This is a genomic window from Streptococcus sp. V728 (genome assembly GCF_052077995.1).
Lineage (GTDB): Bacteria > Bacillota > Bacilli > Lactobacillales > Streptococcaceae > Streptococcus > Streptococcus infantis_B.
Genome location: NZ_JBQJJH010000002.1, coordinates 727,878 through 754,018 on the forward strand (window position 1 = coordinate 727,878; position 26,141 = coordinate 754,018).

32 protein-coding genes are annotated in these 26,141 nt (G+C 41.0%); 2 read left to right on the top strand and 30 right to left on the bottom strand.

The annotated features are described in order from the left end of the window. The first annotated feature begins 1 nt into the window (after position 1). Entirely contained in the window at positions 2-373 is a 372-nt protein-coding gene (locus ACTO1Y_RS04875; protein WP_441348540.1) for a DUF956 family protein, read from the top strand. Positions 374-586: 213 nt separating this feature from the next. Continuing rightward, the gene (gene serS, locus ACTO1Y_RS04880; RefSeq protein ID WP_441348541.1) at positions 587-1,861 is read left to right on the top strand and encodes a serine--tRNA ligase; all 1,275 of its coding nucleotides are present in this window, start codon (positions 587-589) and stop codon (positions 1,859-1,861) included. A gap of 100 nt (positions 1,862-1,961) precedes the next feature. Here serS and groL read toward each other — a convergent pair whose 3' ends face one another. From groL to ACTO1Y_RS05030, 30 genes are all read right to left on the bottom strand, one after another. Continuing rightward, a complete protein-coding gene (gene groL, locus ACTO1Y_RS04885) occupies positions 1,962-3,581 on the bottom strand; it encodes a chaperonin GroEL (RefSeq protein WP_441348542.1) in 1,620 nt (539 codons plus the stop codon). Positions 3,582-3,596: 15 nt separating this feature from the next. Next, complete coding sequence (gene groES, locus ACTO1Y_RS04890; protein ID WP_441348543.1) at positions 3,597-3,881, bottom strand: co-chaperone GroES; 285 nt, start codon at positions 3,879-3,881, stop codon at positions 3,597-3,599. A gap of 135 nt (positions 3,882-4,016) precedes the next feature. Further along, positions 4,017-4,310: a hypothetical protein gene (locus ACTO1Y_RS04895; protein WP_000256768.1), complete on the bottom strand. Its 294-nt coding sequence runs from the start codon at positions 4,308-4,310 to the stop codon at positions 4,017-4,019. A gap of 101 nt (positions 4,311-4,411) precedes the next feature. Continuing rightward, positions 4,412-5,266 carry a PTS system mannose/fructose/sorbose family transporter subunit IID gene (locus ACTO1Y_RS04900; protein ID WP_029689583.1) on the bottom strand — a complete coding sequence of 285 codons (855 nt, stop codon included), beginning with the start codon at positions 5,264-5,266 and terminating at the stop codon, positions 4,412-4,414. After that, positions 5,250-6,092 carry a PTS mannose/fructose/sorbose/N-acetylgalactosamine transporter subunit IIC gene (locus ACTO1Y_RS04905; protein WP_000156207.1) on the bottom strand — a complete coding sequence of 281 codons (843 nt, stop codon included), beginning with the start codon at positions 6,090-6,092 and terminating at the stop codon, positions 5,250-5,252. Before ACTO1Y_RS04905 ends, ACTO1Y_RS04900 begins: the two co-directional genes overlap by 17 nt. Before the next feature lie 57 nt (positions 6,093-6,149). Then, positions 6,150-6,644: a PTS system mannose/fructose/N-acetylgalactosamine-transporter subunit IIB gene (locus ACTO1Y_RS04910; protein ID WP_006150277.1), complete on the bottom strand. Its 495-nt coding sequence runs from the start codon at positions 6,642-6,644 to the stop codon at positions 6,150-6,152. Between the two features lie 14 nt (positions 6,645-6,658). Then, the gene (locus ACTO1Y_RS04915) at positions 6,659-7,096 is read right to left on the bottom strand and encodes a PTS sugar transporter subunit IIA (RefSeq protein WP_441348544.1); all 438 of its coding nucleotides are present in this window, start codon (positions 7,094-7,096) and stop codon (positions 6,659-6,661) included. 139 nt (positions 7,097-7,235) lie between these two features. Then, complete coding sequence (locus ACTO1Y_RS04920) at positions 7,236-8,534, bottom strand: ABC transporter substrate-binding protein (RefSeq protein WP_006150426.1); 1,299 nt, start codon at positions 8,532-8,534, stop codon at positions 7,236-7,238. Then, the gene (locus ACTO1Y_RS04925) at positions 8,531-9,214 is read right to left on the bottom strand and encodes a response regulator transcription factor (protein ID WP_004251853.1); all 684 of its coding nucleotides are present in this window, start codon (positions 9,212-9,214) and stop codon (positions 8,531-8,533) included. Before ACTO1Y_RS04925 ends, ACTO1Y_RS04920 begins: the two co-directional genes overlap by 4 nt. Before the next feature lie 6 nt (positions 9,215-9,220). Beyond that, entirely contained in the window at positions 9,221-10,537 is a 1,317-nt protein-coding gene (locus ACTO1Y_RS04930) for a sensor histidine kinase (protein WP_004251849.1), read from the bottom strand. Then, positions 10,537-11,481, bottom strand: a complete 945-nt coding sequence (locus tag ACTO1Y_RS04935; protein WP_398577643.1) for a substrate-binding domain-containing protein — start codon at positions 11,479-11,481, stop codon at positions 10,537-10,539. The genes ACTO1Y_RS04930 and ACTO1Y_RS04935 overlap by 1 nt, the downstream gene beginning before the upstream one ends. Positions 11,482-11,710: 229 nt before the next feature. Continuing rightward, positions 11,711-12,106 carry a single-stranded DNA-binding protein gene (locus ACTO1Y_RS04940; protein WP_006151850.1) on the bottom strand — a complete coding sequence of 132 codons (396 nt, stop codon included), beginning with the start codon at positions 12,104-12,106 and terminating at the stop codon, positions 11,711-11,713. Between the two features lie 75 nt (positions 12,107-12,181). Then, the gene (locus ACTO1Y_RS04945; RefSeq protein WP_024053718.1) at positions 12,182-12,943 is read right to left on the bottom strand and encodes an SDR family NAD(P)-dependent oxidoreductase; all 762 of its coding nucleotides are present in this window, start codon (positions 12,941-12,943) and stop codon (positions 12,182-12,184) included. Between the two features lie 41 nt (positions 12,944-12,984). Next, positions 12,985-13,611: a YtpR family tRNA-binding protein gene (gene ytpR / locus ACTO1Y_RS04950; RefSeq protein ID WP_303943511.1), complete on the bottom strand. Its 627-nt coding sequence runs from the start codon at positions 13,609-13,611 to the stop codon at positions 12,985-12,987. A 9-nt stretch (positions 13,612-13,620) separates the two neighbouring features. Next, positions 13,621-13,938: a thioredoxin family protein gene (locus ACTO1Y_RS04955; protein WP_441348545.1), complete on the bottom strand. Its 318-nt coding sequence runs from the start codon at positions 13,936-13,938 to the stop codon at positions 13,621-13,623. After that, a complete protein-coding gene (locus tag ACTO1Y_RS04960) occupies positions 13,935-14,225 on the bottom strand; it encodes a DUF4651 domain-containing protein (RefSeq protein ID WP_441348546.1) in 291 nt (96 codons plus the stop codon). The genes ACTO1Y_RS04955 and ACTO1Y_RS04960 overlap by 4 nt, the downstream gene beginning before the upstream one ends. Positions 14,226-14,300: 75 nt before the next feature. Next, positions 14,301-14,555 (bottom strand): DUF1912 family protein, encoded by a 255-nt coding sequence (locus ACTO1Y_RS04965; protein WP_016466781.1) that lies wholly within the window; start codon positions 14,553-14,555, stop codon positions 14,301-14,303. A gap of 9 nt (positions 14,556-14,564) precedes the next feature. Further along, the gene (locus ACTO1Y_RS04970) at positions 14,565-15,899 is read right to left on the bottom strand and encodes a DUF438 domain-containing protein (protein WP_441348547.1); all 1,335 of its coding nucleotides are present in this window, start codon (positions 15,897-15,899) and stop codon (positions 14,565-14,567) included. Then, on the bottom strand, positions 15,899-16,132 hold the full coding sequence (locus ACTO1Y_RS04975; protein WP_000368739.1) for a DUF1858 domain-containing protein: 234 nt from the start codon (positions 16,130-16,132) through the stop codon (positions 15,899-15,901). The genes ACTO1Y_RS04970 and ACTO1Y_RS04975 overlap by 1 nt, the downstream gene beginning before the upstream one ends. Before the next feature lie 104 nt (positions 16,133-16,236). After that, positions 16,237-17,016, bottom strand: a complete 780-nt coding sequence (locus tag ACTO1Y_RS04980) for a hypothetical protein (RefSeq protein ID WP_441348621.1) — start codon at positions 17,014-17,016, stop codon at positions 16,237-16,239. Positions 17,017-17,168: 152 nt separating this feature from the next. After that, positions 17,169-17,519 carry a 30S ribosome-binding factor RbfA gene (gene rbfA, locus ACTO1Y_RS04985; RefSeq protein WP_006150303.1) on the bottom strand — a complete coding sequence of 117 codons (351 nt, stop codon included), beginning with the start codon at positions 17,517-17,519 and terminating at the stop codon, positions 17,169-17,171. A gap of 166 nt (positions 17,520-17,685) precedes the next feature. Next, positions 17,686-20,427: a translation initiation factor IF-2 gene (gene infB / locus ACTO1Y_RS04990; protein ID WP_441348548.1), complete on the bottom strand. Its 2,742-nt coding sequence runs from the start codon at positions 20,425-20,427 to the stop codon at positions 17,686-17,688. A 16-nt stretch (positions 20,428-20,443) separates the two neighbouring features. Next, positions 20,444-20,743: a YlxQ-related RNA-binding protein gene (locus ACTO1Y_RS04995; RefSeq protein WP_303943518.1), complete on the bottom strand. Its 300-nt coding sequence runs from the start codon at positions 20,741-20,743 to the stop codon at positions 20,444-20,446. Next, positions 20,736-21,029, bottom strand: a complete 294-nt coding sequence (gene rnpM / locus ACTO1Y_RS05000; RefSeq protein WP_006144965.1) for an RNase P modulator RnpM — start codon at positions 21,027-21,029, stop codon at positions 20,736-20,738. The genes ACTO1Y_RS04995 and rnpM overlap by 8 nt, the downstream gene beginning before the upstream one ends. 20 nt (positions 21,030-21,049) lie before the next feature. Next, positions 21,050-22,186, bottom strand: a complete 1,137-nt coding sequence (gene nusA / locus ACTO1Y_RS05005) for a transcription termination factor NusA (protein WP_441348549.1) — start codon at positions 22,184-22,186, stop codon at positions 21,050-21,052. 42 nt (positions 22,187-22,228) lie between these two features. Continuing rightward, positions 22,229-22,708 carry a ribosome maturation factor RimP gene (rimP, locus tag ACTO1Y_RS05010; RefSeq protein WP_254726543.1) on the bottom strand — a complete coding sequence of 160 codons (480 nt, stop codon included), beginning with the start codon at positions 22,706-22,708 and terminating at the stop codon, positions 22,229-22,231. A 126-nt stretch (positions 22,709-22,834) separates the two neighbouring features. Further along, positions 22,835-23,470, bottom strand: coding sequence for a tRNA (guanosine(46)-N7)-methyltransferase TrmB (trmB, locus tag ACTO1Y_RS05015; RefSeq protein WP_235083779.1), 636 nt, complete (start codon positions 23,468-23,470; stop codon positions 22,835-22,837). Beyond that, entirely contained in the window at positions 23,467-24,261 is a 795-nt protein-coding gene (ccrZ, locus tag ACTO1Y_RS05020; protein WP_441348550.1) for a cell cycle regulator CcrZ, read from the bottom strand. The genes trmB and ccrZ overlap by 4 nt, the downstream gene beginning before the upstream one ends. A 47-nt stretch (positions 24,262-24,308) precedes the next feature. Beyond that, positions 24,309-25,358: an ABC transporter permease gene (locus tag ACTO1Y_RS05025; RefSeq protein ID WP_441348551.1), complete on the bottom strand. Its 1,050-nt coding sequence runs from the start codon at positions 25,356-25,358 to the stop codon at positions 24,309-24,311. Beyond that, a complete protein-coding gene (locus ACTO1Y_RS05030) occupies positions 25,355-26,086 on the bottom strand; it encodes an ABC transporter ATP-binding protein (protein ID WP_441348552.1) in 732 nt (243 codons plus the stop codon). Before ACTO1Y_RS05030 ends, ACTO1Y_RS05025 begins: the two co-directional genes overlap by 4 nt. Between the last annotated feature and the right edge of the window lie 55 nt (positions 26,087-26,141).

Consider the following 26,141-nt stretch of genomic DNA (forward strand, 5'->3'; position numbering starts at 1 on the left):
GATGGCACAATCCCTCAACAAAGTCGTTGACATACAAACCACTGGAACTTCCTACCTTTCCATTTCAGGAAAGGTTGGAAAATTTCTGGTCGGAGATCAGGCTTTAGAATTTTACGCGGACCGTAATGTCGAAGATTACATTCAAATCCCATGGTCCAGCATTCATCAAATCGGAGCCAACGTCTCGGGACGTAAGGTCAGTCGTCATTTTGAAGTCTTTACAGACCAAGGAAAATTCCTCTTTGCCTCAAAAGACTCTGGAAAAATCCTTAAAATTGCTCGTAAAAAGCTAGGCAATGACAAGGTTGTTAAGCTACCTACCTTACTTCAAATCATTGGACGTAAAATTAAAAATCTATTTGCAAAAAAATAGAAACTTTAGTATAATCATAGAAACGGATAAGTAGGTTAAGTTGATCTTTCAGAAAGTCTGCGGGTGCTGTGAGCAGATAGAAAACTTAAGTGAAATTCTACCGTTGTTGCAAACTAAATACATAATTAAGTGCACACCTGTGAAGTTGGATGGAACCGTGGCCCTGCCACTCCAACGCTTTGTCAGGTGTGCTTTTTTCATAAAGGAGTTTATATGCTAGATATTAAACGAATACGTACAGACTTTGATGCTGTCGCTAAAAAACTCGCTACACGTGGTGTAGACGCTGCTATCTTGAACGAGATGAAAGAGATCGATACAAAACGTCGTGATATCTTGGTCAAGGTTGAAACGCTTAAAGCGGAACGTAATACAGTTTCTGCTGAGATTGCTCAAGCTAAACGCAACAAAGAAAATGCAGACGATAAAATTGCTGCCATGCAAGCTCTCTCTGCCGAGGTCAAAGCTCTGGATGCAGAATTGGCAGAGATCGATGCGAAATTGACAGAATTTACCACAACTCTTCCCAACATCCCTGCTGATAGTGTTCCTATCGGTGCTGACGAAGACGATAACGTAGAAGTTCGCCGTTGGGGAACTCCTCGCGAGTTTGGCTTTGAACCAAAAGCTCACTGGGATCTTGGAGAAGACCTTGGTATTCTTGACTGGGAACGTGGTGGAAAAGTCACTGGAGCTCGTTTCCTCTTCTATAAAGGACTTGGAGCTCGTTTGGAACGTGCTATCTACAACTTTATGTTGGATGAACACGGAAAAGAAGGCTATACAGAAGTCATCACACCTTACATGGTCAACCATGATTCTATGTTTGGTACTGGTCAATATCCAAAATTCAAAGAAGATACGTTTGAATTGAAAGATACGAACTATGTCCTCATTCCTACAGCTGAGGTTCCTCTGACCAACTACTACCGTGATGAAATTCTTGACGGAAAAGACTTGCCAATCTACTTTACCGCGATGAGTCCATCTTTCCGTTCTGAAGCTGGTTCAGCTGGTCGCGATACTCGCGGTTTGATCCGTTTGCACCAATTCCACAAGGTTGAAATGGTGAAATTTGCCAAACCAGAAGAATCATACGAAGAATTGGAAAAGATGACAGCTAACGCTGAAAACATCCTTCAAAAACTCAACCTTCCATACCGTGTGGTAGCTCTCTCTACAGGAGATATGGGCTTCTCAGCAGCAAAAACTTACGACTTGGAAGTGTGGATTCCTGCACAAAATACTTATCGTGAAATCTCAAGCTGTTCAAATACAGAAGATTTCCAAGCTCGTCGTGCCCAAATCCGTTACCGTGATGAAGCAGATGGAAAAGTGAAACTCCTTCATACTTTGAACGGTTCTGGACTTGCTGTTGGACGTACCGTTGCTGCTATTCTTGAAAACTATCAAAATGAAGATGGTTCTGTGACCATTCCAGAAGTTCTTCGTCCATACATGGGTGGAGCTGAAGTTATCAAACCATAACTAATTGAATGCAAAAAGAGGAAGCTGAACTTCCTCTTTAGAATTTACAAGAAAGAAAAACAGGTAGAAATCTTTATTTCTACCTGTTTTTTTATATTTCTTAGTAAGCACCCATCATAGATGGATCCATTGCTGGAGCTGGTGCTACTGGTTCTGGTTTGTTAGCTACAACTGCTTCGGTAGTCAAGATGAGACTTGCTACTGAAGCTGCGTTCTGAAGGGCTGAACGGCTTACCTTAACAGGATCGATGATTCCCTCCTCAATCATATTGACCCATTCACCTGTTGCAGCGTTGAAGCCAGTCCCAAGCTCTGCATTTTTCAAACGATCAATAACAATTGAACCTTCATAACCTGCGTTGTGGGCAATTTGACGTACAGGCTCTTCCAAGGCACGAAGAACAATATTGCGACCTGTTGCTTCATCGCCTTCTAATTCCAAGGCAGCGACAGCTGAGATAACATTAACAAGGGCAGTACCACCACCTGCAACGATACCTTCTTCAACAGCTGCACGAGTCGCGTTAAGAGCATCTTCGATACGGAGTTTCATTTCTTTCAACTCAGTTTCAGTTGCAGCACCAACCTTGATAACAGCTACTCCACCTGACAATTTAGCCAAGCGTTCTTGAAGTTTTTCACGGTCGAATTCTGAAGTTGTTGTTTCAATTTGAGACTTGATGACAGCGACACGGTTAGCAATTGCTTCAGGATTTCCCGCACCTTCTACAATAACAGTACTATCTTTATCTACAGTCACTCTCGCTGCTTGACCAAGCGCTTCAATAGTAGCATCTTTCAATTCAAGACCAAGATCTTCTGTGATAACAGTTCCGCCTGTCAAAATCGCGATGTCTTCTAACATAGCCTTACGACGGTCACCGAATCCAGGGGCCTTAACAGCAACGACGTTAAAAGTTCCACGAATCTTGTTCAAGACAAGAGTTGGAAGAGCTTCACCGTCAACATCATCAGCAATGATCAAGAGTGGACGGCTACTTTGAAGAATGCTTTCTAGAAGTGGCAAAATTTCTTGGATGTTTGAGATTTTCTTATCAGTGATTAAAATGTATGGATTTTCAAGGTCTGCAACCATTTTTTCATTGTCAGTGACCATGTACTGTGATAGATAACCACGATCGAATTGCATTCCTTCTACAACTTCAAGCTCTGTTTCCATACCACGTGATTCTTCAATAGTGATAACTCCATCTTTACCAACTTTTTCCATGGCTTCAGAGATGTATTCACCCACTTTTTCAGAGCGAGAGGATACGGCAGCGACTTGTGCGATTGCTTCCTTGCTTGATACTGGAATGGCATTGTTCTTCAAGGCTTCTACAGCAGTTGCAACTGCTGCTTCAATCCCACGACGGATACCGATTGGGTTTGCTCCTGCTGTAACGTTCTTGATTCCTTCACGAACGATGGCTTGGGTCAAGACAGTTGCAGTGGTTGTCCCGTCACCAGCAATATCGTTGGTTTTAGAAGCTACTTCTGATACCAATTTGGCACCCATATTTTCAAAATGGTCTTCTAGTTCAATTTCTTTAGCGATTGTCACCCCATCATTGGTAATCAATGGTGAACCAAATGATTTTTCAAGAACAACGTTACGGCCTTTAGGTCCCAAGGTCACTTTAACAGTATCAGCTAGGATATCAACGCCACGGACCATTGCTGAGCGTGCATCAGATGAAAATTTAATCTCTTTTGACATACTTATTTCCTCCTATTATTCTTCCACAATTGCTAAGATGTTAACCTCACCAACGATGACATATTTTTCATCACCATCTTTGACTTCAATACCCGCATGAGCTTCGACTAAAACTTGATCTCCAACTTTTACACTTGGAGCAACTAGTTCACCGCTCAAGGTACGAACACCTTGTCCAATAGCTACTACTTTAGCTGTTTTTGTTTTTTCTTGGGCTGATCCTGCAAGGACAAAGCCACCAACTGTTTGTTCTTTTTCTTCAATTTTCAAGACCACGCGGTCTCCTAATGGTTTCAACATCTGCTTTCCTCCATAAGATAATCATATTATTAGCACTCTTTGCATACGAGTGCTAAACCATAGTTCTATTGTATCACTTAGTCAGAAATAGTCAAGAAAAAACACCTCAAAAATGAAAGAGATGTTCCTTTAATATTAATTGAGAATCGTCAACTTTTGATTGAAATCATCGATAACCTTTTGGAGATTGATCCGCCCGCGGTAGATACCATATCCAAAAACCACCATTCCTAATATTCCAATCAAGGCAAGTAAAATTCCGAAAATTAAGAGTGGGAGGAAGGTTTTATGAAAAAGATAAATCAATACCACACCAATACTAGCAGTGATAAAGAGCAAACTGAACCAACGACCCAAATTTTCAAGCATGTGGCGTTGATACTTAATTTCTGTTTCATATCCATTAACAAGTTCTTGTTTTGTAACCATGAAAATCCTCCTGATAAAAATTGAGAATGAAGTGTAAGAGAAGGAGATTAGTCTACTTCATTCTCAAAATTTTTACTAGTAAATATTGGGTTCTCTTGACCTTAGTAATTAAGATGTGGGTCAAAGATACCTAGAGCAACACCAATTAAGGCAACAACAACTAGAATTAACATGACTTTGTTTGGTGAAACTTTTTTCTTAGACATCAACCACCAGCAAATAGTGATGAAGGTTGCTGTCAAGAGACCTGGATAAACACCATCAATCTTTTCTTGAATTTTAAGGAAGGCTTCTCCATTAGCATTTTTGAATTCGAGTGCTGTTGTAACAGAGACCCAAGTCGCTGCTACGGCACCAATAACCATACCACCGACAACGCTGATTGCTTTACGAAGAGCTTGTCCTTTTGGTCCTACTAGGAATTCAACGGCTTTATCCCCTAATTGATATCCTTTGAAGAAGGCAAAGCGCATACCAAAGTAGACTAGGAAGTTCCATACGACGATGTAGAAGATAGCACCAGCGACGTTACCACCTTTAGAAAGACCAAGTGCAATCCCCAAAAGAACTGGAATCAAGGTACCAACGATCAAAGAGTCACCAATACCAGCGATTGGTCCCATCAAACCGGCACGCATCCCATTGATGGTTTCACCATCTACTGCATCTCCATTTGCACGTGCTTCTTCCAAACCAGCTGTAATCCCTACAACAAGAGATCCAAGTTGCGGTTCAGTATTGAAGAAAGCAGTATAGGTTTGCATAGCATCTTTTTGTTCTTCTTTTGTATCATACATTTCTTCTACGATTGGAAGCATAGAAGTCAAGTACCCAAAGGTTTGCATGTGTTCTTGAGAGAAACAAGTCAAATGACCATAATACCAATGATGAAATGCTTTTGCTAATGTTTTCTTTGAAATTTTCTTTCTATCAGCCATTTTAAATATCCTCCTCATCATCGTCTACGTAAACAGCCCCAGCTGGAACAGCTTTCATAGATTTGATTACTTCAAGTTCATAGTAGATTACTGCAAAGATCAATGAAACAACCGCACTCGCTACCAAGTTCAAGCCGAGAGATTTAGCCAAGGTAAATCCAACAAAGAATGGAATGAAGTCAGTTGCTTTTGTAACAATTTGTTTCAACAAGATAGCAATACCGACACATGGGAGAAGAGCTCCGACTGTAAAGAGAGCTTTCATCCAGAAACCATCCATAGGAAGGTAAAGTTTCATCAAATCAACCATGTTTTCACCATATTTAGTGATAATCATAGTTGGAAGGAAAGAGAAGAGGAAGTGAGAGATCCATGGGTAAACCCAGTCAACTGCGTAGAGTTTTTTGAAGTTTCCTTCTTCAACGGCTTTCCAACCAATGTGTTGCCAAAGCAAGTTCATGGTAGCTGTTCCGTAGAAAAGAACAGTACCGATTGTCCCAACGGCCGCACCGATTGGGGCTGCAGCTGCTGCAATTCCAGCTTCATCTGTGATGTGATTTGCATGCACAAACAAGATAGCAAGAGGAACACCGATATAAGAAATGGCACGAACATCCGCAGATACGGTTCCACCAGGTGTTACCAAGGCGATATAAACGACTTGAAGGGCAACCCCTACCATAATACCGGTTGTCACATCTCCAAGAATTAAACCTGAGATCAACCCACCAATCAAGGGACGACCGAGTGTATAGTTCCCGATACTGGAACCTCCCATACCAGGCATTGAAGACAAGCTGGCGAAAACTGCAAGCAAGATTGCTTGAATCCATGAAATTGTCATAACAAACGCTCCTTTTTGTTTGTAAATTTATTTACCTAATTAATAAAATTGTTAGGTTTAAAAACCAAATTTAGATTTGAAATCATCCCAGTAACCAATCGAAACATCAGGCAACAACTGGAATTTCACCTTATAGCCTGCTGCTTGAATGGCTTGGAAGGATTCTGCTTCTTCCTGTGTGATGGATTGGTTATTACCCAATTTCACTGCACCAGGACGATCATTTGCAGGGCCTACGATGATTTCTTTAACATCCCCTGGAACAAAACCTTGGTCCACCAAAATTTCCTTCATATCGATTGGATTTTTGGTGATCAAGAAGTAACGACTATCTGATTCTGTTACTTTTGCTGATTTTTCTTTAAATGCTTCTTTTGTCCATACAAAGGTTTTTTTGTCTGATGCGCCTTTGTAAGCTTGGATCAAAACCTTGTTTGATGCTGCTGCATCGTTTACGGCAATCAAACCATCACATGGTTTTTCTTTTGCCCAGCGTGTGACTGTTTGACCGTGAATCATGCGGTCATCAATCCGTACAAATGTTACTACCATAAGGTACCTCCCTATTAAATATCGTCATCATCTTCTTCAGCACTAGTGGCTGAAACTTCAAAAGGCTGTAGTGCAGATCGTGCTTCTGATAAGATGGTGGCTGACAAATCGTCTCCATCCAACACATCCTTCATCACTACTGCTGTTAAAGCCATGGTAAGATTCATTCCACCAAGGATCAAAGCTTCATCTAGCTTCCCAACTTCTTCTAGGACAGTTGCTGCTGTGGTTAGTGGACTACCGCCTACAATATCTGTCAAGACCAGTACAGAATCATCTGCTGTCAATTCTGAAATGCTTTCTCTAAAATCAACTGCAAAATCATCGACCGACTTTCCTTCTTTGAGTCCAACTGCAATGACCTGGTTCATCTTATCACCAGCAAACATAGCTAGTGATGTTTTTAGGCCTTCTGCCAATCCTCCATGACTGACTAAAATGAGGTATTTCATTTTGCTACGCCTCCTTTATTTGACTCTATTGTAGATTATTTGAAAGCGTTTTTACATTGTCAAATGTCACATTATAAACATGACATTTAGCAATAAAAAAATGACATCTGTCACTTGACACGATGTCATCTTTTTTTCTTTAAAATCCTACCTGGAGACTACTTTCAATCTCCCTTTGAATTTGCGGCAGGCGGTTCTCAACATCTTGATTGCGCAAGGCATTGCCAATCAAGTAGTCCAGTTTTTCTAACACTTCTTTCGAGACATTCTTGGGACTACTTTCTACAGCTTGTTCCATGATTCGGTTCAAGGTCTGATTGGTTAAGGAATCTGCCCCAAAATCATCCACTTGCAGAAGGTCTTTACTAGAACGACTCTTGACTACATCAGGCATGACAGAAATCCCTTGAGATTCAGCAAAAAGAGTTTGTTGGATTTCTGGATCCTCTGTCAACACTTGCATCAACTCCCAAGCCAACTTTGAATGAGGAGTCCGAGCAGACATGGCAAAAGAAGTCGTCGTAACCAAGGTCGCCTTAGTGGTTTTTGACTTAGCAGGCATAGGAATACAGGTCCAGGTGAAGTTTGAATATTTGGAAACATGATAGGGATAAGGTTTATAAGTCCTATATTGAGCCAAAGTCATGGGGTAAAACGCTACTTTCCCCTGGTCAAAATCTTTGGAACTCACCTTATAATTTTTATTTAACTCTTCCAATTTTTGCAGAAAAGTCAAAGATTCTTTGACTTCTGGAGCCGTAAGTTTGAGCATCCCACCTTGAAAGAGACTACCCCCATTTGCTGCCAAAGCTTCTTTCCAGGTGTATTCTGTACTCCCAAACTGATCCAATTGACCATCTCCATTGGTATCTTTGGTTAGTTTTTTACAAATTGTATAGAACTCTTCCAAGCTCCAACCTTCTTTGGGAACCTCAATGCCTTCTTTATCCAGCAAATCTTTATTGACACACATCAAAATAGGATTACTTTCATATGGCAAGGCATAGGTTTGCCCCTGATAAACACCTGATTCAAATGCAACAGGATAAAAAGCAACTTGGTCTTCTTTATTCATATAGCCGTTTAACTTTTCTAAAACGCCACGTGCCGCCAATAAGGACAAATCTTTCTCAGAAACCATAAACACATCAGGGGTCTTTCCTGATACAATTTTTTCTGAGAGCCAGTTTGAATATTCCGACTGCGGAATTCCATTTTCATATTCCACACGGACATTAGGATGGGACTTTTCAAATTTTTGGATCGCAAGATCCAATGCATGAGAACGTTGACTGGTCGGTACATCCCAACTAGAGCCTGCATAAACTCCTATATGAAGGACGGTCGGTTGCTGTTTCCACCAATAAAAACCAGCACTCAAAGAGAGCATAAAAAGGAGACAAATCCCTAAACAAAGTTGCTTTCGCTTCAATTTCATTCCGTATTTCCTTTTGAAAAATCACGTCTGGTCACTCCTGTTTGGACTGACCAAATCGCTAATTGCGTTCGATCTCTTAGGTTTAATTTCGACAAAATCGTTGATAAGTAATTACGAACAGTTCCTTCTGATAAGAAGAGTTTAGCCGCAATCTCTTTATTTGACTCACCATAGCCAATCTCTTGGATAATGCGCCATTCCGTCGTGCTCAAATCCTTAACGTTATCCTCATCCACAGCAATAGAGAAATTTGATTTGGCCATTTGCGAGAAAATTTGAAAGACCTTGCTTGCGATATCAGGGTTGATCATTGCTCCTCCCTGATGCACCACCTTAATAGCTTCATAAAGCTCCTCTGTCGAGGCTCCTTTTAAGAGATACCCTGAAGCACCATACTTGAGCGCACTATAGATAAATTCATCATCGTCAAAGGTTGTTAAAATAATAATTTTGATATCCGGATAGTGCTCTTTTACTTCTTTTGTAGCCAAAACCCCATCCATGCCTGGCATCCGAATATCCATTAAGATTAAATCCGGATGCGAGTGTGGAATGCTAGACAAGACATGATTCCCATCTTCCACTGTGGCTACCACTTCAATATCTGAGTAGGCCGACAAAATAATTTTCAGAGATTCTCGAATCAAGGACTGGTCATCCGCCACCATTACTTTTATCATCATCTATTATCTCCCTTCTTTATATTTTGGTAAACTAACACGTGTGAAAAATCCATCGCGACTTTCAAATTGAAGCTGGCCTCCTAGAATTGAAATACGCTCCATCATCTGTTTGAGTCCGTAGCCATAGGTCAAGGTTTCAAACCCAACTCCATTATCCTGCAACTCAATCATGTAATCTTCTTCGTCCTCAAAAAAATGGAGGTCCATGTGGCTGGCATGACCGTGGCGGACCGCATTAGTCATAGACTCTTGTATCACACGAAAGATTGTATCTTCAATCATGACGTCCATATCGACATCGATCCATTCATAGTTGAGATCAACTTGCAAGTTTGAAAGAATTTGGTACTCGCGGATTGTCTTTTCTAAAGCATCTTTGAGAGTTCGCTCCTCAAGGGCTCCTGGACGAAGGCGATTGAGAGAGCCTCTCACATCCTGGATTCCTTCACGGACGACTTCTGATACGTTTTTTACCTGCTCTTTGGCACGACTTGGATTGATATCAATCAAGACCCCGACAGCATCTAAACCTGCTGAAATCCCTGTTAACGCGTGTCCCAAGGTATCGTGAATCTCCCGAGCAATCCGCTTGCGCTCCCGATCCTCTGCAATCTTCTCAGATAAGGCCATATAGTTGTTCAACTCGGTATTAACCTTGGACACCATGGCCAGCTCTTGTTCAACTTCATGGTTTTCCGCAAGGACATTCATGATATAAAATAAAAGTGAAATAATGAAGAGTACCATATTCAAGGCGTAGAGGGAATTCTTTAAGAAAAAGGCCAAAATACGGATAGATTCAGGATAAAAATGAATATAGGTATCAAGAGAAGGAATTGGGAAGAAAAGCGAAAAGACGTCTGAATTGGTTACAAGGAGCATCAAGAAGCTCACTAGGATAAAGGCAAACCAATACTTCCGATCTCTCTTGGTATTCAACTCTTTGGAGCCATAGAAGATATCTGCAAAAACCAAGAGAATGAGCCCGTTATAAGCTATGTTCTGAACCCACATCAACAGTAACATCAGGAGAATCTCTAGAAGATTCCTCTTATCAAAAATGGACCATCGACTTGTTTGAGGTCTATAACGACTCATTGAGATTAAGGCAATCCCAGCAAATAAGATTGCTGACAACCAAAAAGTCGTAGATGGAGCAAAAGGAATACGCTCTAGGCGCTCCAATAATAGAGAGGCTTGGCGTTGAGCAATGATATAGTTGGTTGCTTGAAGATAGATGATGCTGTTGAGCATAACAGCAATAAAATTCACGACCATAAGAATGGCCAAACTGTATCGAACACCTCTAAACTTTCTCATTACTGCCACCCATTCACATCAAACTGATCAATGTTTTCCTTTGTCATCATTTCAACTGGAATGATCACCTCTTTGGTATAGCTCTTCCCTTCAGAAATATCTTGGATAACTTCCATAACACGGTCTCCCATCTTCAAGGGAGATTGAGCAACGGTTCCCACTACATCATCCGTCGAGTGCAACAAGGATTTCATATCTGGTGAGCCATCGATTCCATAAATTGCAATGGACTGGCTATTTCCTTGCTCCTTAATTGCAGCTAAAGCTCCTATAGCCGAGCGGTCATTTAAGGCAACCAAGGTATCAATTTCAATCCCTGATTGTAAAAAATTCTGGACAGCCGGCATGGCGATCTCCGTTTGCCCCTTGGTTTCTAGTTCCGATACAATCTGATAAGAACTGTGCCCCTCTATAGTGTCTTTAAACCCCTGAATCCGCGTATCTGCTGAGACAGTCCCTTTATGCTCCAAAAGGAGGACTCGAGCGCTAGAAGAACGTTTCATGAGCTCTTTAGCAATCATTACTCCCGCTTGGTAGTTATCAGATACAATACTTGCATCGGGCTTAAAATTTTTCAATTGGGTATCGACTGCAATGATTTTAATTCCTTGTTTTCTAGCTTTTTCAAGAGCAGTTAAAATGGACTGGCTATCCCCCTTGACCGGATTGATCACAATCACATCAACTTTTTGAGCACAAAAATCATCAATCTGCTGGCTCTGCCTTTCTTCATCCAATTCTGGATCTCGGACGCAAACAAGAGCTCCTCTTTCATCGGAAATTCGACTAATTTCCGAATGAATACTTTTATAGAACTCATTGTTCATGGTCATATAGGTTACACCAATTTTAGTCTGATCCTTGATGCCACTTGTTTGACAACGGCCAAAAATCCAAAAGAGAATACAGACAACTGGAATCAGCAGTAATATACGCTTTATCATCCATTTCAACAATTCTCTTTTCTCTTTATTTTCCTTCAAATTTCATTCCTTTTCTGAAAATTTTGAATATATATTACTTTATTCTACTACTTTTTCAAAAAAAATGCTTGATTTTATTGTACAAGGACATTTATTTGACCTATTTTAAGAAGTAATTTCCGAACAATAAAACTAGAAACAATAGAAAAAGCCAGTCTATAAACGAACCAGCTTTTTTCTATAATTGATTCTAGAAAGGAAGCTCCTCCTCTTCCAAAACCAGATCTGCTAAGTCTTGACCAGCATTATTTTCACGCATAGCACGTTGAGCACGACTTTCCAAAAGTTGGAAGCCTGTAGCGAGAACTTCGGTCACATAGTTGGTCTGACCATTCTTCTCAAACTTACGGGTACGGAGCTCCCCATCGACAGAAATGAGACTGCCTTTAGTCGCGTAGCTAGCCAAGGTTTCAGCCAGTTTGCCCCAGACGACAATATTGATGAAGTCAGCTTCGCGTTCCCCATTCTGGTCCTTGAAACGACGGTTAATAGCAATCGTCGCACGAGCCACAGACTTGTCGTTGTTGGTTTTGTGCAATTCTGGTGTTGCAACGATTCTTCCAATAAGAATAACTTTATTATACATTTTTCATCCTCCTACTTATCTATTCGAAGGAAATCGAAAAAAGTTACAACATTTGTAACTTTTTTTAAAATAATATTAATCTCTGTGAATCGTAAACCCAGTAGCTTGTTGATTAGCCATGATTGTCATATCTGTGATTTGTACACGACGTGGTTGACTGGTCACATAAACTACTGCATCAGCGATATCTTGCGCTTGCAAGGCCTCAAGCCCCTGGTAAACAGTCGCAGCCCGTGCTTCATCTCCATGAAAACGTACCTTAGAAAAATCCGTCTCTACAATTCCAGGTTGAATAGTGGTCACCTTGATATCTGTAGCAATGGTATCAATCCTTAAGCCATCCGAAAAAGTTTTGACTGCAGCCTTGGTTGCTGAATAGACTGCTGCACCCGCATAGGCGTAAATACCTGCAGTTGAACCCATATTAATGATATGACCTTGATTGGCTGCAACCATGGAAGGCAAGAAGCAACGCGTAACCGCCATTAAGCCCTTGGCATTGGTATCTAGCATGGTCAACATATCCAACTCCTCATAGTCCTGATATGGAGCTAAGCCTAAAGCAAGTCCAGCGTTATTAACTAATACATCAATCGAACCTACTGCTCCAAGAATATCTGAACAAACCGTTTTAACCATTGTCATATCGGTTACATCTAGCGGAAAGGTCCAAACATTTTGATTCGGAAAGGCTTCTGCAAACTCTGCTTTTAGAGCTTCAAGTCTTTCTATTCGACGTCCTGTGAGAACAATATTTTCACCTTTTTCTAGATAGGCACGCGCAATTGCTTCACCAATACCTGATGTTGCACCTGTAATCACTACATTTTTTGCCATCTTACTTTCTCCTATCTAGTTTAATAGATACTCGTTACCAATTAAACTGTCCAGTGTTTAGCCGGATCGAATGGAGTTCCAACAACTTGGTCTTCTGACAATTCAATAACACCACGCTTTTGCGGAGCATTTGGTAAGGCAAGTTCACGAGGACTACACATCATCCCAAAACTCTTTTCACCACGAAGTTCCCCTGGAAAAATAAGATTGCCTTTTGGCATCATCGCACCTGGAAGAGCTACAATGGTTTTCAAGCCGACACGCGCATTAGGAGCACCCGCCACGATTTGTACTGTTTTGTCATTTCCAACAGCAACTTGGCAGATATTCAAATGGTCACTATCTGGATGTGCAACCATCTCTACAATTTCTCCAACGACAAATTTTGGTTCCTTGTCATTGATGATTTCTTCAGTAAATCCTTGAGCCTGTAGTTCTTGATTCAAACGAGCCACTTGGTCGTCTGTTAGAAATACTTGACCACGATTCTCAATCTCAAACAAGCTAGAAACTTCAAAAATATTCCAAGCGACAGTTTCACCAGTTTCCTTTAGAAAAACACGGGCAATATTGCCTTTACGCTCAGCATCTAGCTTGGCGTCACCACTGTTTTTCACGATGACCATAAGGACATCGCCTACATATTCTTTATTGTATGTAAAAATCATTCTTTTCTCCTATTTCAAACCTGCTAAAAAGTCATTGATTTGCCCCTTGGTTTTACGATCACGATTGACAAAACGTCCAATCTCCTTGTCCTTGTCTAAAACAACAAGACTTGGAATCCCGTATACATCCCAAAGTTTAGCAAGTTCCATGTACTCATCACGGTCTACCCGTATAAAAGTGAACTCTGGATTTGCCGCTTCAATCTCTGGCAAGGCAGGATAGATATAACGGCAATCGCCACACCAATCCGCAACAAAAAGGAAGACCTTCTTGCCATCCTGCTCTACTAAATCCGCTAATTCTTCTAAACTCTTAGGAGAAATCATAAGACTTCCTCCTCGTAGATGATATCTTCATCTTCATAGACAAAGGTATAGTGACGATCATCCTCAAAAATGACACCGCCAACGAGACGTTCTAGGCTGCTTTCGTATACTTGAACATAGATAGTCGCGATTTCACCCATATCTGAAAAGTAGTCACGCACAATCGCAGTCAACTCTTCCTGCGTCTTCATGAGCTTGTGCTCATCAGCTACTTTCTTTGCTCCAAAAGCAAGTGCTCCAAGACCTACTAATGCCAAACTTGTTTTAATGATATTTTTCGTTTTCATGCTAACATTGTAACACAAAAAGGTTCTAGGAACAATGAAAAAGGGAGTTGAACTCCCTTTTCTAATTCCTAAATTTTAATAATGTCTCTCACCAAATAAATCTTCTGGCAATTCATGGAACCCCTTGCCTGCCTTGAAATTTTCAAACTTACCAAGTAAGAACTGATAGGCATCCAAGCGACTTTCGTAGCGAATCATGGCATCTTTAGCACGCTCATCTTGATCTTCTTCATAGACTTTTTGGCTTTCTTTGAAGGCCATATCGTTAATCATGATTTGGGTATTGACCCAAGCTTCAAATTCTTTCATAAATTCTTGTTCGTAACTCATTGTCTCTCCTTATTCTATTCCTCGATAGTAGTCTGTATCAATCTCACGGTAAGGCTGGATATCCTGAACATACTCCAAGACTCCTTGAAACTCTCCGTCTTCATCGTGTACCGCAGCATAGGTGATATGGACAAACTTGCCCCGTGACTCCGACTTGAACCACATCTCATACTTGTCTTTTTCCCCCTCACGAAGACCTTTCATAATGGCCTTTACCTTGTCTAGGTACTTGGGTGGGTGACAAAGCTCAACATTTCGCCCGACTTGGGATGGTGTCCGCTTGAAAATCATCTCATCTGCTGGTGTATTATCGTTATAATACTGGAAGATATCATCCTTATTAACAAAGGTAATCTCCATAGGCAGGTGATTAAGGATAAGATTGGCTTGTTCAACCGAGAGATAACCGTTGCCAAAAGCCTGTTGGCTATTACGGTCTAGCACTGCTTCCTTTTCCTTAGGTGTAAAGGTAATAGTAAACTGCCCTTCTGGCGTATTAATCACTTGCTGAACTTGTCCATCTACAGTTTCTGGCTGAATTGGTTCTTCTACACTTTTTTCCTCAACAAAACTTTGACGTTCAGGAACCCATTTCTCAGACGGACGGATAATAGCATAGCCATAAGCATCACTTTCCTCAGCAATCTGAATCCAGTCATCCTGGGTAAAGGATTCGAGCAGAATCATGAGAAGGATTGATTCTTCCTTAAAAATCATACTTTCAAACTCTGTTGCAAAAGCTTCAAAAGCTTCCTTTACAGCGGAAATTGGCACTTCTGGGAGCGACTTAGCTGCCACTAAAGCTGTTTGAAAGAGCTCCCTAATCTGATCATCCACTCCCCACATAACTTTGGGAGGTGAATCATGGCCATAACGTTCCATGACAGGAAAGAAGAGCTCTTCCTTGCGCTGGTAGTGAATATCAAATTGACCAACAAGCCCCATCTGACGCACCAAACCCTTACGCATCTCCGCCAGCATTTCCTCGTCGTCCACAGATTCATAAGTCGAGAGCAATCTACGGACCCGAATCAAGGCAGCACGGAGAGCTAGATTTTCATCCTTAAAGACTCGCACAGGGTGACCAGGATGCTCGGTATCCTCAACTTCGACGCCCTTCACAGCATTTTTAAAAAGATTGGCATGGACATCACAGAGCTCCATGACATCTTCAAAGGTTACGCCTGAGTCAGAGTTCATCAACTCGTGCTCCATAAGGGAAATCTCAATAGCAGATACACCTGTAAAGGTCGCATCAAAGCGTTCTTGAACGGACTCTGGAGAGGCTCCATTATGCAATTCTAATAAAATATCCCGAAGGATATGAATACGTTCATCTGTCATTAGTCTAATCCAATCACTTCGTAACCATTTGCTTCAAGGGTTCGTACAATCTTATCCATAGGAGTTCCCTCAAGTTTTGAGCCTTGTTTAAGCGATACTTTACGCCCAACCGTATTTCGCATCAAGGGATTGGCTAGTGGTTTGAAACCAAGCTCTACAAGGATTTCCAAAACTTCTGGATGCTTGTCTACCACTTCAGCAACTGGAATTGATACATCGATTATATTGTCCATGAGAACCTCCATGAGTCTATTTCTAATCATTTAACTGTTTTTATTATACCATAAGGAATGGGATTAAAAAAACTAGCAACACAAGACTTGCTAGTTTCTTAATATCAGTCAGCTTCGATTGCTTCAGCCTCTTTTCGGATAATTGCCATATCATTTTGATATTGCACTTCAGAATAGTTAACTAATTTGGATAATTCTTTTTGTAATCTTTCACCCATGGGTTTCATAGTCGCATAGGTTAATCCCCCTGAAATAACCCCACCTAGAATAGGAATCGCTTTTCCCATTCCCTTTGCCAAGCCTCTCCTTGTAAGAGTAACCCCAAAAATTTTCATAACCTTTTTTAAAATAGGGTACCAGCCAGCCTTGCCTACGGCTTTCTGAGGTACTGTGGTCATTACATGTTTAGCGACTGTAACACCACCAGAACGAAGCAAGGCACCCGCTCCGTTTACCCCAAGCATGACCCCTAAATAAAGTAATAGTGTGTTTTTAGCTTCTTCACTTAAGTCATTTCTTGACGCCCAAAGATCATTAAATCCATAAATATATCCCAATTCTTGGGCTAATTTCAAGGAAAAAGCATAAAACTGAGCTACATCCGTTGGAATAGTAAGCGCCATTAGAATACCTCCAGGTAGACCTGCTAGAACAGATGTTCCACTTGCTCGTAAAACATTATCCTTTATGCAGGACCTGGCTACCCTATCTAAGGTTTCCTGGGGTAATAATGAAGGAGGACCTTGTTCTAACAATTTGGCAATATCCTTCTTATCTAATTCTTTAGAAAACTTCTCAACTAAAAATTTTTCTCTATTTACTTTCACGACAGGAAGCTTTACAACTTGTTGCAATACTTGCAAAGCTACATCTTGTTTAGACATCTTGTTTTTTTTCTCTTCTTCTATCAATTTTGAACTATATCATATCACATTTATTCTAGAAAAGAAATTTTCTGAACTCATTTTTTCTTGATAAGCTTTTAGTAAAGCAGAGTCCTCGTTTATAAAACAAAAAAGAGGGTTCCCCCTCTTTCTTAGTTCTTATCCAGATTGCGTAGCATCTCGTCAATCTTGTTTCCATACTCGATGGATTCGTCTTTAACGAAAGTTAAGTCTGGAATTTTATACAATTTCAAATTACGACCAAGTTCACGTTTGATGGTTCCGGTTGCTTTTTCAAGTCCGATTTGAGCTTTTTGATTATCTGAGGCAAGGTTACTCAAAATAGTATAGTAGACCTTAGCTACAGATAAGTCACCTAGCATCTGAACATCTGTGATGGTCACTCCTTGGACACGTGGATCACGGACTTTCTTTTGTAAAATCTCATTGACTTCACGCTTGATTTCCATGCCCACACGGTCCGTACGGAAATGATTTCCCATGCTATTCCTTCCTCTCTATTGAACCAAAAGCTAGGCCAGCAGACCTAGCTATTTTTATTAGATAGAGGAACTAGAGCCATTTGAATCTAGGAAACAAGCCTTAGATAGAACTAAGGGTTCATCAAGGCGTTGTTGACGACGAGTCAAATTGGCTATCGTTTCTCTATTATCTCTTAATTTCTTCCATGATGTATGCCTCAATCACATCATCTGTCTTGATATCATTGTAGCCATCAATCATGAGACCACCTTCACGGCCGTTTGTAACTTCTTTGACATCATCTTTATAGTGTTTCAAGCTTGCAAGTTCACCATCGTAGATAACGACTCCGTCACGAATAACACGAACTTTAGAGTCACGAGTAACTTTACCGCTAGTAACCATAAATCCACCGATTGTTCCGACTTTAGATACTTTGAAGGTTTCACGGATGATTGCTTCACCGATAACTTTTTCTTCGAATTCTGGATCAAGCATCCCTTTCATAGCTTCTTCCATCTCTTCGATAACCTTGTAGATAATGCTGTGGAGACGGATTTCTACATCGTCTGCTTCTGCTTGTTGACGAGCTTGTGGTGTAGGGCGTACGTTGAAACCAATGATAAAGGCATTTGAAGCTTCGGCAAGGGTGACGTCAGATTCATTGATCGCACCAACTGCTGAGTGAACGATGGTAACTTTTACACCTTCCACATCAATCTTTTGAAGGGAAGCATCAAGAGCTTCAACAGAACCTTGTACGTCAGCTTTGATGATGACGTTAACAGATTTAAGTTCACCAGCTTTAAGAGTGTCAAATAGATTTTCTAGGCTGACACGTTGAGTAGCTTGACGTTGCTTCATAAGAGCACGTTTAGCACGTTCTTCACCAGCTGCACGAGCAGATTTTTCATCTTCGTATACGGCAAAGTGGTCACCTGCCATTGGCGTTTCGTTCAAACCTGTGATAGAAACCGGAGTAGATGGTCCAGCCACCTTCACACGACGTCCAAGGTCATTGGTCATGGCACGTACACGACCGAAGGTATTTCCGACAACGATTGGGTCTTGAACGTTCAAAGTACCTTGTTGTACAAGGAGGGTTGCAACCGCACCTTTTCCTTTATCCAAGCGCGCTTCGATAACAGTACCGATGGCACGAACTGTCGGATCTGCTTTAAGTTCTTGGATTTCAGCCACAAGAAGGACAGTTTCCAAGAGTTCATCGATATTTTGGTTGAATTTGGCTGAGATTTCTACAAACTCAGAATCTCCACCCCAAGCAGTTGACATAACACCGTGTTCAGCCAATTCACCGATTACACGTTCTGGATTGGCACCTGGTTTATCAATCTTGTTAATGGCAACGATGATTGGAACATTAGCCGCTTTTGAGTGGTTGATAGCTTCGATAGTTTGAGGCATAACCCCGTCATCTGCCGCTACGACCAAGATGGTAATATCAGTAACAGAGGCACCACGTGCACGCATAGAAGTAAAGGCCGCGTGTCCTGGTGTATCGAGGAAGGTAATCTTCTTACCATTTTCTTCGATCTGGTAGGCACCGATATGCTGAGTGATACCACCTGCTTCTCCTGTAGCAACACGTGAATTACGTAGAGTATCCAAAAGTGTTGTTTTACCATGGTCAACGTGTCCCATGATGGTTACAACTGGTGGACGCTCAACCAACTCATCTTCATTGAGGTATCCATCTTCCACGAAGAAGCGTTCGATATCAGCATTATCCACTTCAACCTTTTGTTTAGCTTCAATTCCGTAATCAACCATAAGGAGTTCAATTGTTTCTCCATCCAGAGATTGGTTTTGAGTGGCCATTACGCCCATCATAAATAGTTTCTTAACAATCTCAGCTGGTTCACGTTTGATACGTTTTGCGATTTCCGCAACAGTCATACCATCTGTATATTCAAATTCTGTTGGCAATTCATGGAATTTACGCTCTGTAACAGGTTTTGGAGCCTGGTTACGGTTGTTTTGTTTGTTACCTTTTTTATTTTTCTTATTGTTATTCCAGTTACTATTTCTTTGATTTCTCACTTGATTCTGACTACTTCGATTCTTTTGTTGTTTTCTAGGACCATCTTCTTCACGATCGTAATCATCACGATCTTTGTCTGGTCGGGCTTGTTTTTTACGACGTGTATCCACTACAGGCTCTTTGACTACAGGAGCTACTTCAACCGCTTGCTGAGTTTGTTCAGCTAGCTTAGCAGCTTCTTCAAAGATTTCCTCTGGTTCTTTGCGTTTATTAGCTTGAGCCAAAGCTTCTTTAGCTGCTTGTGACTGTTTGAAGCGTTCCTCGCTTGAACGTGCGTATTCGGCATTTTGCTCCGCCTTCAGGGCTGCTGCACGAGCCTTGAAATCAATACGTGGGCCAGCTTGGTTCGGACGATTGTCCGCTTGTTGGCGGCGATCGTTCCCACGATTTCCTTGACCTTGCTGTTTCTTGGCTTGATCATTAAAACGACGATTGTCGCGGTTCCCTTGACCTGGTTTTCCACCATTACGGTTGTCATTCTTTTGACGGTTCCCGTTTTGTTGTTGGTCGCGGTTGTTTCCCTTATTTTGCTTGCGTCGCTCTGCTTGCTCTTTTGCACGAGCTTCACGCTCTGCCTTGAAGTTTCGGCTTTGTGGTCTAGCAGCTACTACTTTTTCTTCCTTAGGAGCTACTGGTGTTTCAGAATTCTTTTCTACCTTCGCTTCACTTGCTTTTGGTGCTACAGGTTTTGCTTCTGCTTTAGGAGCAGCAGGCTTAAAGCTAGCAACGATTTTTTCAGCAGCATCAGCTTCAACGCTTGACGAGTGGCTCTTCACCTCCAAGCCCAACTCTTTTGCACGCGCTACAACTTCCTTACTTTCTTTTCCAAGTTCTTTTGCGATTTCGTACAATCTTTTCTTAGACAAATCATGTCCTCCTCTTCTATTCCATAAGAGACCTCATTTTCTTTGTAAATCCAGCATCTGTCACAGCTAAAACCTTTCTTGATTTTCCAACTGCTATGCTTAATTCCAGTGTTGAAAACACGGTTACAACTTCTACTTGATAATAGTGACTTTTATCTTGAATCTTCTTGGTCAGGTTGGGAGCAGCATCATGTGCTAGAAATACCAGCTTAGCTTTCTGTTCCTGAATGGCTTTGACAACCATTTCTTCACCCGAGATAATTTTCCCTGCTCGTTGAGCCAATCCCAAGAGATTACCTACTCTTTGCTTATTCAAGTCCTAACTCTCTTCTTTTTACTTTGTGATCAACATAGGCGATCAACTCGTCATAAAAGCTTTCTTCAACTTCCATATTAAAGCTACGGTTAAAGACTTTTTTCTTTTTAGCCTCTAGGGCTTCTGCATTGTCTAGCTTGATATAAGCGCCACGGCCATTAGCCTTGCCTGTCGGATCGATAAAGACTTCGCCTTCTTTGTTCTTGACAATACGGAGTAAATCTCGCTTATCAATTACTTCGTTGGAAACAACAGACTTGCGCAAAGGGATTTTTCTTGTTTTCATCTTTCCCTCCTCTAGCAATCTTATTCTTCAATATACTCTTCTGTTGTTGCGTAATCAACTTGATCAGCTTCTTCCATCGCTTCAAACTCACTAGCTGACTTGATATCAATGCGGTATCCAGTCAAGTGAGCTGCCAAGCGAACGTTTTGCCCACGACGACCGATTGCAAGAGATAGTTTGTTATCTGGCACGACGACCAAGGCACGCTTGCTATCATTTTCATCAAAGATAACTTGATCAACTTCTGCAGGAGCAATAGCATTGTAAATAAATTCAGCTGGATCTGCTACCCACTCGATTACATCGATGTTTTCTTCTACAGGTACCATGCGGTCGCTCTTAGCATCGTAACGAGCTGGATGGAATTTGCTTGTGATTTTCTTGATGTTAGCACCACCGCGTCCTACGATTGTTCCGATAGCATCCACGTTTGGATTGTGACTACGAACTGCAACCTTGGTACGGTCACCCGCTTCACGAGCTACACTCATAATCTCAACAGTACCATCGTAGACTTCTGGAATTTCTTGTTCCATCAAACGTTTAATCATTTCTGGATGGCTACGGCTAACAAAGACGTTAACTCCACGAGGGTTATCTTCCACTTTGTAAACATAGACTTCGATACGATCATGAGAAGCAAAAACTTCTCCAGGAATTTGGTCTTGTTTTGACAATTGGGCTTCGATGCTACCAAGGTTGACATAAATGAATCGGTTATCAAAACGTTCGACTGTACCTGACATGATTTCTTGTTCATGTTCTTTGTATGTATTATAGGTAATGGCACGTGTTTGCTTGCGCATTTTTTCCATGATGGTTTGTTTCGCAGACTGAGCCGCTACACGACCAAACTCTCCTGGTGCTTCTTCAAATTTGATTTTGTCACCAAGCTCATAGGCTGAATTAATGGCAAGAGCATCTTTCAAGCTGATTTCCAAACGGCTATCAAATACTTCATCAACAACTTCGCGAACTGTGTAGACTGTAAAGTCACCTGTTTTTTCGTTGAAGTCGATAGCTACGCTATCTGATTGACCATAGCGTCTACGATAAGCAGAACGAAGTGATTCTACTACTGCGTCGATGATATCTTCTTTCTTGATTCCCTTGTCTTCTTCCAAAATGCGGAAGGCCTCTAGCATTTCTTTACTCATGTTCTTTTTACTTTTGAATTCTCAAAAGCTATCCTTTCTTTTCTATAATTTTACTGCTAAACGTGCTTTTGATACCAAGTTATATGGAATTTGGACTGTTTTCTTGCGCGTTTTATCCATATATTCCATTGTCAATTCATCCTCTTCAAAGGACAATAAGGTTCCTTCAAAAACCTTTTGCTTATCGATGGCTTGGTAGAGCCCGACATGGATGTATTTCCCGACCGCTCCAGCGACTGCTTCCTTGGTTTTCAAAGGACGCTCCAATCCTGGACTGGTAATTTCTAGGAAATATTGTTCTGGGAAGGGATCCGGCTTGATAGTATCTAGGACAGGACTGATAATTTCAGTCAAGTCTGCTGTATCATTCAAGGTGATTCCTCCAGGCTTGTCTACAAAAATACTAAGAATCATGTCACTGCCAATCTTTCCATACTCGATATCTACGAGTTCGAAAGGAGCTTCAATGACAGGTTCTACGACTTCTCTGACTAATTCAACGATCGTTGCGATTGCGTCCACCTCCTCATAAGCAAGAGGCGAAGATATCTCCCCGCCTCTCTTTCTTATATTCTTGCTTTTAGTATAGCACTTTTATGTACTAATGTAAAGTATAAGCACCCAAATAGCTTGGATTCAAGCTTTTTCTTAAAATTCCGCTTCAACTCGGTAAATGACTTGACCCTTGCTTGAGAACTTTTGCTCGTATTCCGTCATGACATTTCCTTCAAAATCACTAGCATGCAAATCAAGCCATACGCCATTGAGCTTCATGCCATATTGAGAAAAACTCACTAAACTATACTCAAACAAGCCACGGTTATCCGTCTTGAAGTGAATTTCACCATGTTCAGGCAAGATACGCTTAAAGGTATCCAAGAAGCTCTTGTAGGTCAAACGACGCTTTTCATGTCGTTTTTTAGGCCATGGATCCGAGAAATTCAAATACAAGCGGTCGATTTCGCCATCTTCAAAATAATTGGTCAATTCTGAACCATCAACCCATAAGAGTTTGATGTTGGGAACTCCAACTTCTAGCACCTTGTCCAAAGCATAGCTTAAAACAGATTTCTGAATATCAATTCCGATATAGTTGATGTCAGGGTTTTGTTTGGCCATTCCTGATACAAAAGCACCTTTCCCACTACCAACCTCTACATGGATTGGATTATCATTGCCAAATAAATCTCGCCACTTGCCTTTAGCTTCTGCCGGGTTTAAGACAACGTACTGTGGATTGGCCTCTAACAGTTCAGTTGCACCTTTTCGATTTCTAACTCTCATTTTTTCTTTCCATACTTATCTCGGAAGGTACGCAAAGCATAGATCTCCCGATTTACATTATCCAAATCTTGATTTTCATAGTATTTGGTAATCAGACTCAAAAAGGACAGTTGAGCATACCAATATAACTTATTCAAAACCGTTTGATTGTACTTGTATCCATAATTAGTCAGCCACTCTTGCCATTGAAACTCTGGAATATAGTGACAAAGCAGATAGGCCACATCAAACATACGATCCGTCAAGCGAACAGAATCCCAGTCTACCAAGTAAATCAAGCCACTCTCTGTCTCAAACCAATTGCTGTGACGAACATCCCCATGGACTATGGTTGCATAATCTTCTCTGAAGCCAGGAAGATTTTCACGCATATCACTCAAGACCAGTCGTAGATACTGGTTATTTTTCAACGCATCAGGAGCCTTATTTATCCATGACTGAAGTAAATCCGAAGGTGTTTCCATCGCATATCCCAAGCGTGTCAACTGGGTCATTAAGGGACGTGAACGGTGTAAACGTGTCAAAATATCGATAATTTGTTTACGGTTCATATCGCTTGGCGTCAAAATTTTTCCTGCCAACCACTCCTGAGCGGACATATCACGGCCGTCTGGTAAACGACGGCTCCAGAGCAATTGTGGTGCAATTTGCTCTCTAGCTAAACCAGGCAGGATTGGAGAAGTATTCATTTTTATAAAAACACGTTTTCCATCAGGATAAGTCCCCATATAAGCTTTTCCACTCTTCCCAGATATCGGGGTTAGCGTTAGCTCAATATCACCCAAGTCCATTTTTTTCCTCCGAATAAAGTTTCCTTATTATTCTACTAATTTTTATGCTATTCGTCAACCAATCTTCTCAGTTGATATGGCAAATAAAGATATTGCAATACAAGGCCTGCTCCCACAAGGACTAAAACTAGAATTTTGTCCTTGAAAACAAGCAATCCTAAGAGACTTTCCAAGGCTAGGGCAAACATGCCAATTGCTCTCAAGATTTCCTTCAAACCTCCCTCTTTTTGCCCCTTACCTACTGGGAATAATTGCGTCAAATATTGATAATCAAAGGCATGATAGAGAGCTAGAAGCTGAAACAATAAAAGATAATTGAATAAAATTACAATCGCTAGTGCAATCCAGGATTGTTCAATGAACGCGAGAGCTGATAAGGATAGGATTAAGAGTCGCAGACTAAGGGCGAATAAATCCCCATTTCTCAAATAGGAGCGGAGATAAAGATTCTGCCAGATTTTCCCCGGCACTTTCTGAACCCCTTTGAGGATAAAATCTAGATAAGCCCGTCTCTTAACGCTGTTTGAAATCCCCTTGACCTGGGTAAAGAGGGCAAAGAAACGAAGTAAGAACTGCTTGCGTTTGCTCTCTTGAGCAATAACGTAATCCCAGTTAAGTCCGTTTTCAAGGAAAAATTTGCTGGATTTTTGACGAAAAATCACGTATTTTATAATCCCTAGAACAAGGAGATAGACTCCAAAAATCGGTAAACTAAGACCCATGGCTAGAAATAAAGGGGCAAACAAGAGCAAAAAGAGAGTCTGTACACTGATCCAAAAAATGAAAGAAATCAGACTTTGCTTTTTTATATGTTCTTTTACTTTTTCTTCAGCCACCAAGAGAAAGAGTTTGTCAGAAGCTTCTAGATAAGTCGCAATACCACCCCAAAGCAAAAGTAAAATAGATATAATCCCAATCAAAATTAGGATTGGCAAATGATTTTCAGGAAAATGTTGCAATAACTGATTGTACTGGTAGGCCAAAAAACCTAGTAACACCAATAAAAACAAAACAAAATGATCATTGAGCACATAACGAAGGTAGCCCAAACATTCCTTGCGAAATTCCTGCTTTCGTTTTAAAAACAAGTCTTTCATAGCTCCTCCTCTTTGGTCAGAGCCAAATAGATATCATTAAGGCTTGCATCTGGCATGGTAAAGGCTTCTCGGAGTTGATCAAGATTTCCTTTAGCCCTAACTTGACCTTTGTGGAGAATGACAAAAGAGTCACACATCTTTTCAGCTGAATCAAGGACGTGGGTACTCATAAGGATAGACTTGCCTTTTTTCTTTTCCACTTCTAGAAGTTGAATCAAGTCTGAAATCGCCAAGGGGTCGAGGCCAAGGAAAGGCTCGTCTACGATAAAGAGACTTGGATCTACGACAAAGGCACAGATAATCATAACCTTTTGCTTCATCCCTTTGGAAAAATGAACCGGGAACCAATCCAATTTCTGGGCCAAACGAAACATTTTTAAAAGCGGTTCTACACGTTCGAAAGCGATAGTTTGTTCAATACCGTAGGCCATAGCAACCGTCTCAATATGTTCTCTGAGCGTCAATTCTTCATACAAACTAGGAGTTTCTGGGATGTAGCCAATTTTCTTACGATAGTTCGTAACATCCTCTCCTAGAGTCAATCCATCAATACTTATCTTTCCACTGTAAGGAGTCAAGAGTCCAATAATTTCGTTGATGGTTGTTGATTTACCTGCACCATTTAAGCCGATCAAACCAACCAACTGCCCGCTTTCAACAGTAAAAGATACATCCTTTAAGACAGGGACGTGGACATAGCCACCTGTCAGATTTTTAATTTCTAACATATTTTCTCCGAATCTGGTATAATGTAGCTATATTATATCAAAATTCAATACACTA

What these genes read in the sequence shown, in the direction of transcription:
- ACTO1Y_RS04875 (WP_441348540.1), top strand. Translation starts at nt 2, where the DNA reads ATGGCACAATCCCTCAACAAAGTCGTTGACATACAAACCACTGGAACT.
- groL (WP_441348542.1), bottom strand. Translation starts at nt 3,581, where the DNA reads ATGTCAAAAGAGATTAAATTTTCATCTGATGCACGCTCAGCAATGGTC.
- rbfA (WP_006150303.1), bottom strand. Translation starts at nt 17,519, where the DNA reads ATGGGAAATCATTTCCGTACGGACCGTGTGGGCATGGAAATCAAGCGT.
- ACTO1Y_RS04980 (WP_441348621.1), bottom strand. Translation starts at nt 17,016, where the DNA reads ATGTCTAAACAAGATGTAGCTTTGCAAGTATTGCAACAAGTTGTAAAG.
- ACTO1Y_RS04915 (WP_441348544.1), bottom strand. Translation starts at nt 7,096, where the DNA reads ATGAAATACCTCATTTTAGTCAGTCATGGAGGATTGGCAGAAGGCCTA.
- ACTO1Y_RS04940 (WP_006151850.1), bottom strand. Translation starts at nt 12,106, where the DNA reads ATGTATAATAAAGTTATTCTTATTGGAAGAATCGTTGCAACACCAGAA.
- ACTO1Y_RS04965 (WP_016466781.1), bottom strand. Translation starts at nt 14,555, where the DNA reads ATGAGTTACGAACAAGAATTTATGAAAGAATTTGAAGCTTGGGTCAAT.
- ACTO1Y_RS04975 (WP_000368739.1), bottom strand. Translation starts at nt 16,132, where the DNA reads ATGGACAATATAATCGATGTATCAATTCCAGTTGCTGAAGTGGTAGAC.
- ACTO1Y_RS04960 (WP_441348546.1), bottom strand. Translation starts at nt 14,225, where the DNA reads ATGAAAACGAAAAATATCATTAAAACAAGTTTGGCATTAGTAGGTCTT.
- trmB (WP_235083779.1), bottom strand. Translation starts at nt 23,470, where the DNA reads ATGAGAGTTAGAAATCGAAAAGGTGCAACTGAACTGTTAGAGGCCAAT.
- ccrZ (WP_441348550.1), bottom strand. Translation starts at nt 24,261, where the DNA reads ATGGACTTGGGTGATATTGAGCTAACGCTAACCCCGATATCTGGGAAG.
- ACTO1Y_RS04955 (WP_441348545.1), bottom strand. Translation starts at nt 13,938, where the DNA reads ATGATTTCTCCTAAGAGTTTAGAAGAATTAGCGGATTTAGTAGAGCAG.
- ACTO1Y_RS05025 (WP_441348551.1), bottom strand. Translation starts at nt 25,358, where the DNA reads ATGAAAGACTTGTTTTTAAAACGAAAGCAGGAATTTCGCAAGGAATGT.
- rnpM (WP_006144965.1), bottom strand. Translation starts at nt 21,029, where the DNA reads ATGAAAACAAGAAAAATCCCTTTGCGCAAGTCTGTTGTTTCCAACGAA.
- groES (WP_441348543.1), bottom strand. Translation starts at nt 3,881, where the DNA reads ATGTTGAAACCATTAGGAGACCGCGTGGTCTTGAAAATTGAAGAAAAA.
- nusA (WP_441348549.1), bottom strand. Translation starts at nt 22,186, where the DNA reads ATGAGTAAAGAAATGCTAGAGGCCTTCCGCATTTTGGAAGAAGACAAG.
- ACTO1Y_RS05030 (WP_441348552.1), bottom strand. Translation starts at nt 26,086, where the DNA reads ATGTTAGAAATTAAAAATCTGACAGGTGGCTATGTCCACGTCCCTGTC.
- ACTO1Y_RS04970 (WP_441348547.1), bottom strand. Translation starts at nt 15,899, where the DNA reads ATGACAGATGAACGTATTCATATCCTTCGGGATATTTTATTAGAATTG.
- ACTO1Y_RS04920 (WP_006150426.1), bottom strand. Translation starts at nt 8,534, where the DNA reads ATGAAATTGAAGCGAAAGCAACTTTGTTTAGGGATTTGTCTCCTTTTT.
- ACTO1Y_RS04895 (WP_000256768.1), bottom strand. Translation starts at nt 4,310, where the DNA reads ATGGTTACAAAACAAGAACTTGTTAATGGATATGAAACAGAAATTAAG.
- ACTO1Y_RS04935 (WP_398577643.1), bottom strand. Translation starts at nt 11,481, where the DNA reads ATGATAAAGCGTATATTACTGCTGATTCCAGTTGTCTGTATTCTCTTT.
- ACTO1Y_RS04905 (WP_000156207.1), bottom strand. Translation starts at nt 6,092, where the DNA reads ATGACAATTTCATGGATTCAAGCAATCTTGCTTGCAGTTTTCGCCAGC.
- ACTO1Y_RS04900 (WP_029689583.1), bottom strand. Translation starts at nt 5,266, where the DNA reads ATGAGGAGGATATTTAAAATGGCTGATAGAAAGAAAATTTCAAAGAAA.
- ACTO1Y_RS04945 (WP_024053718.1), bottom strand. Translation starts at nt 12,943, where the DNA reads ATGGCAAAAAATGTAGTGATTACAGGTGCAACATCAGGTATTGGTGAA.
- ytpR (WP_303943511.1), bottom strand. Translation starts at nt 13,611, where the DNA reads ATGATTTTTACATACAATAAAGAATATGTAGGCGATGTCCTTATGGTC.
- ACTO1Y_RS04930 (WP_004251849.1), bottom strand. Translation starts at nt 10,537, where the DNA reads ATGAGAAAGTTTAGAGGTGTTCGATACAGTTTGGCCATTCTTATGGTC.
- ACTO1Y_RS04910 (WP_006150277.1), bottom strand. Translation starts at nt 6,644, where the DNA reads ATGGTAGTAACATTTGTACGGATTGATGACCGCATGATTCACGGTCAA.
- serS (WP_441348541.1), top strand. Translation starts at nt 587, where the DNA reads ATGCTAGATATTAAACGAATACGTACAGACTTTGATGCTGTCGCTAAA.
- ACTO1Y_RS04925 (WP_004251853.1), bottom strand. Translation starts at nt 9,214, where the DNA reads ATGATAAAAGTAATGGTGGCGGATGACCAGTCCTTGATTCGAGAATCT.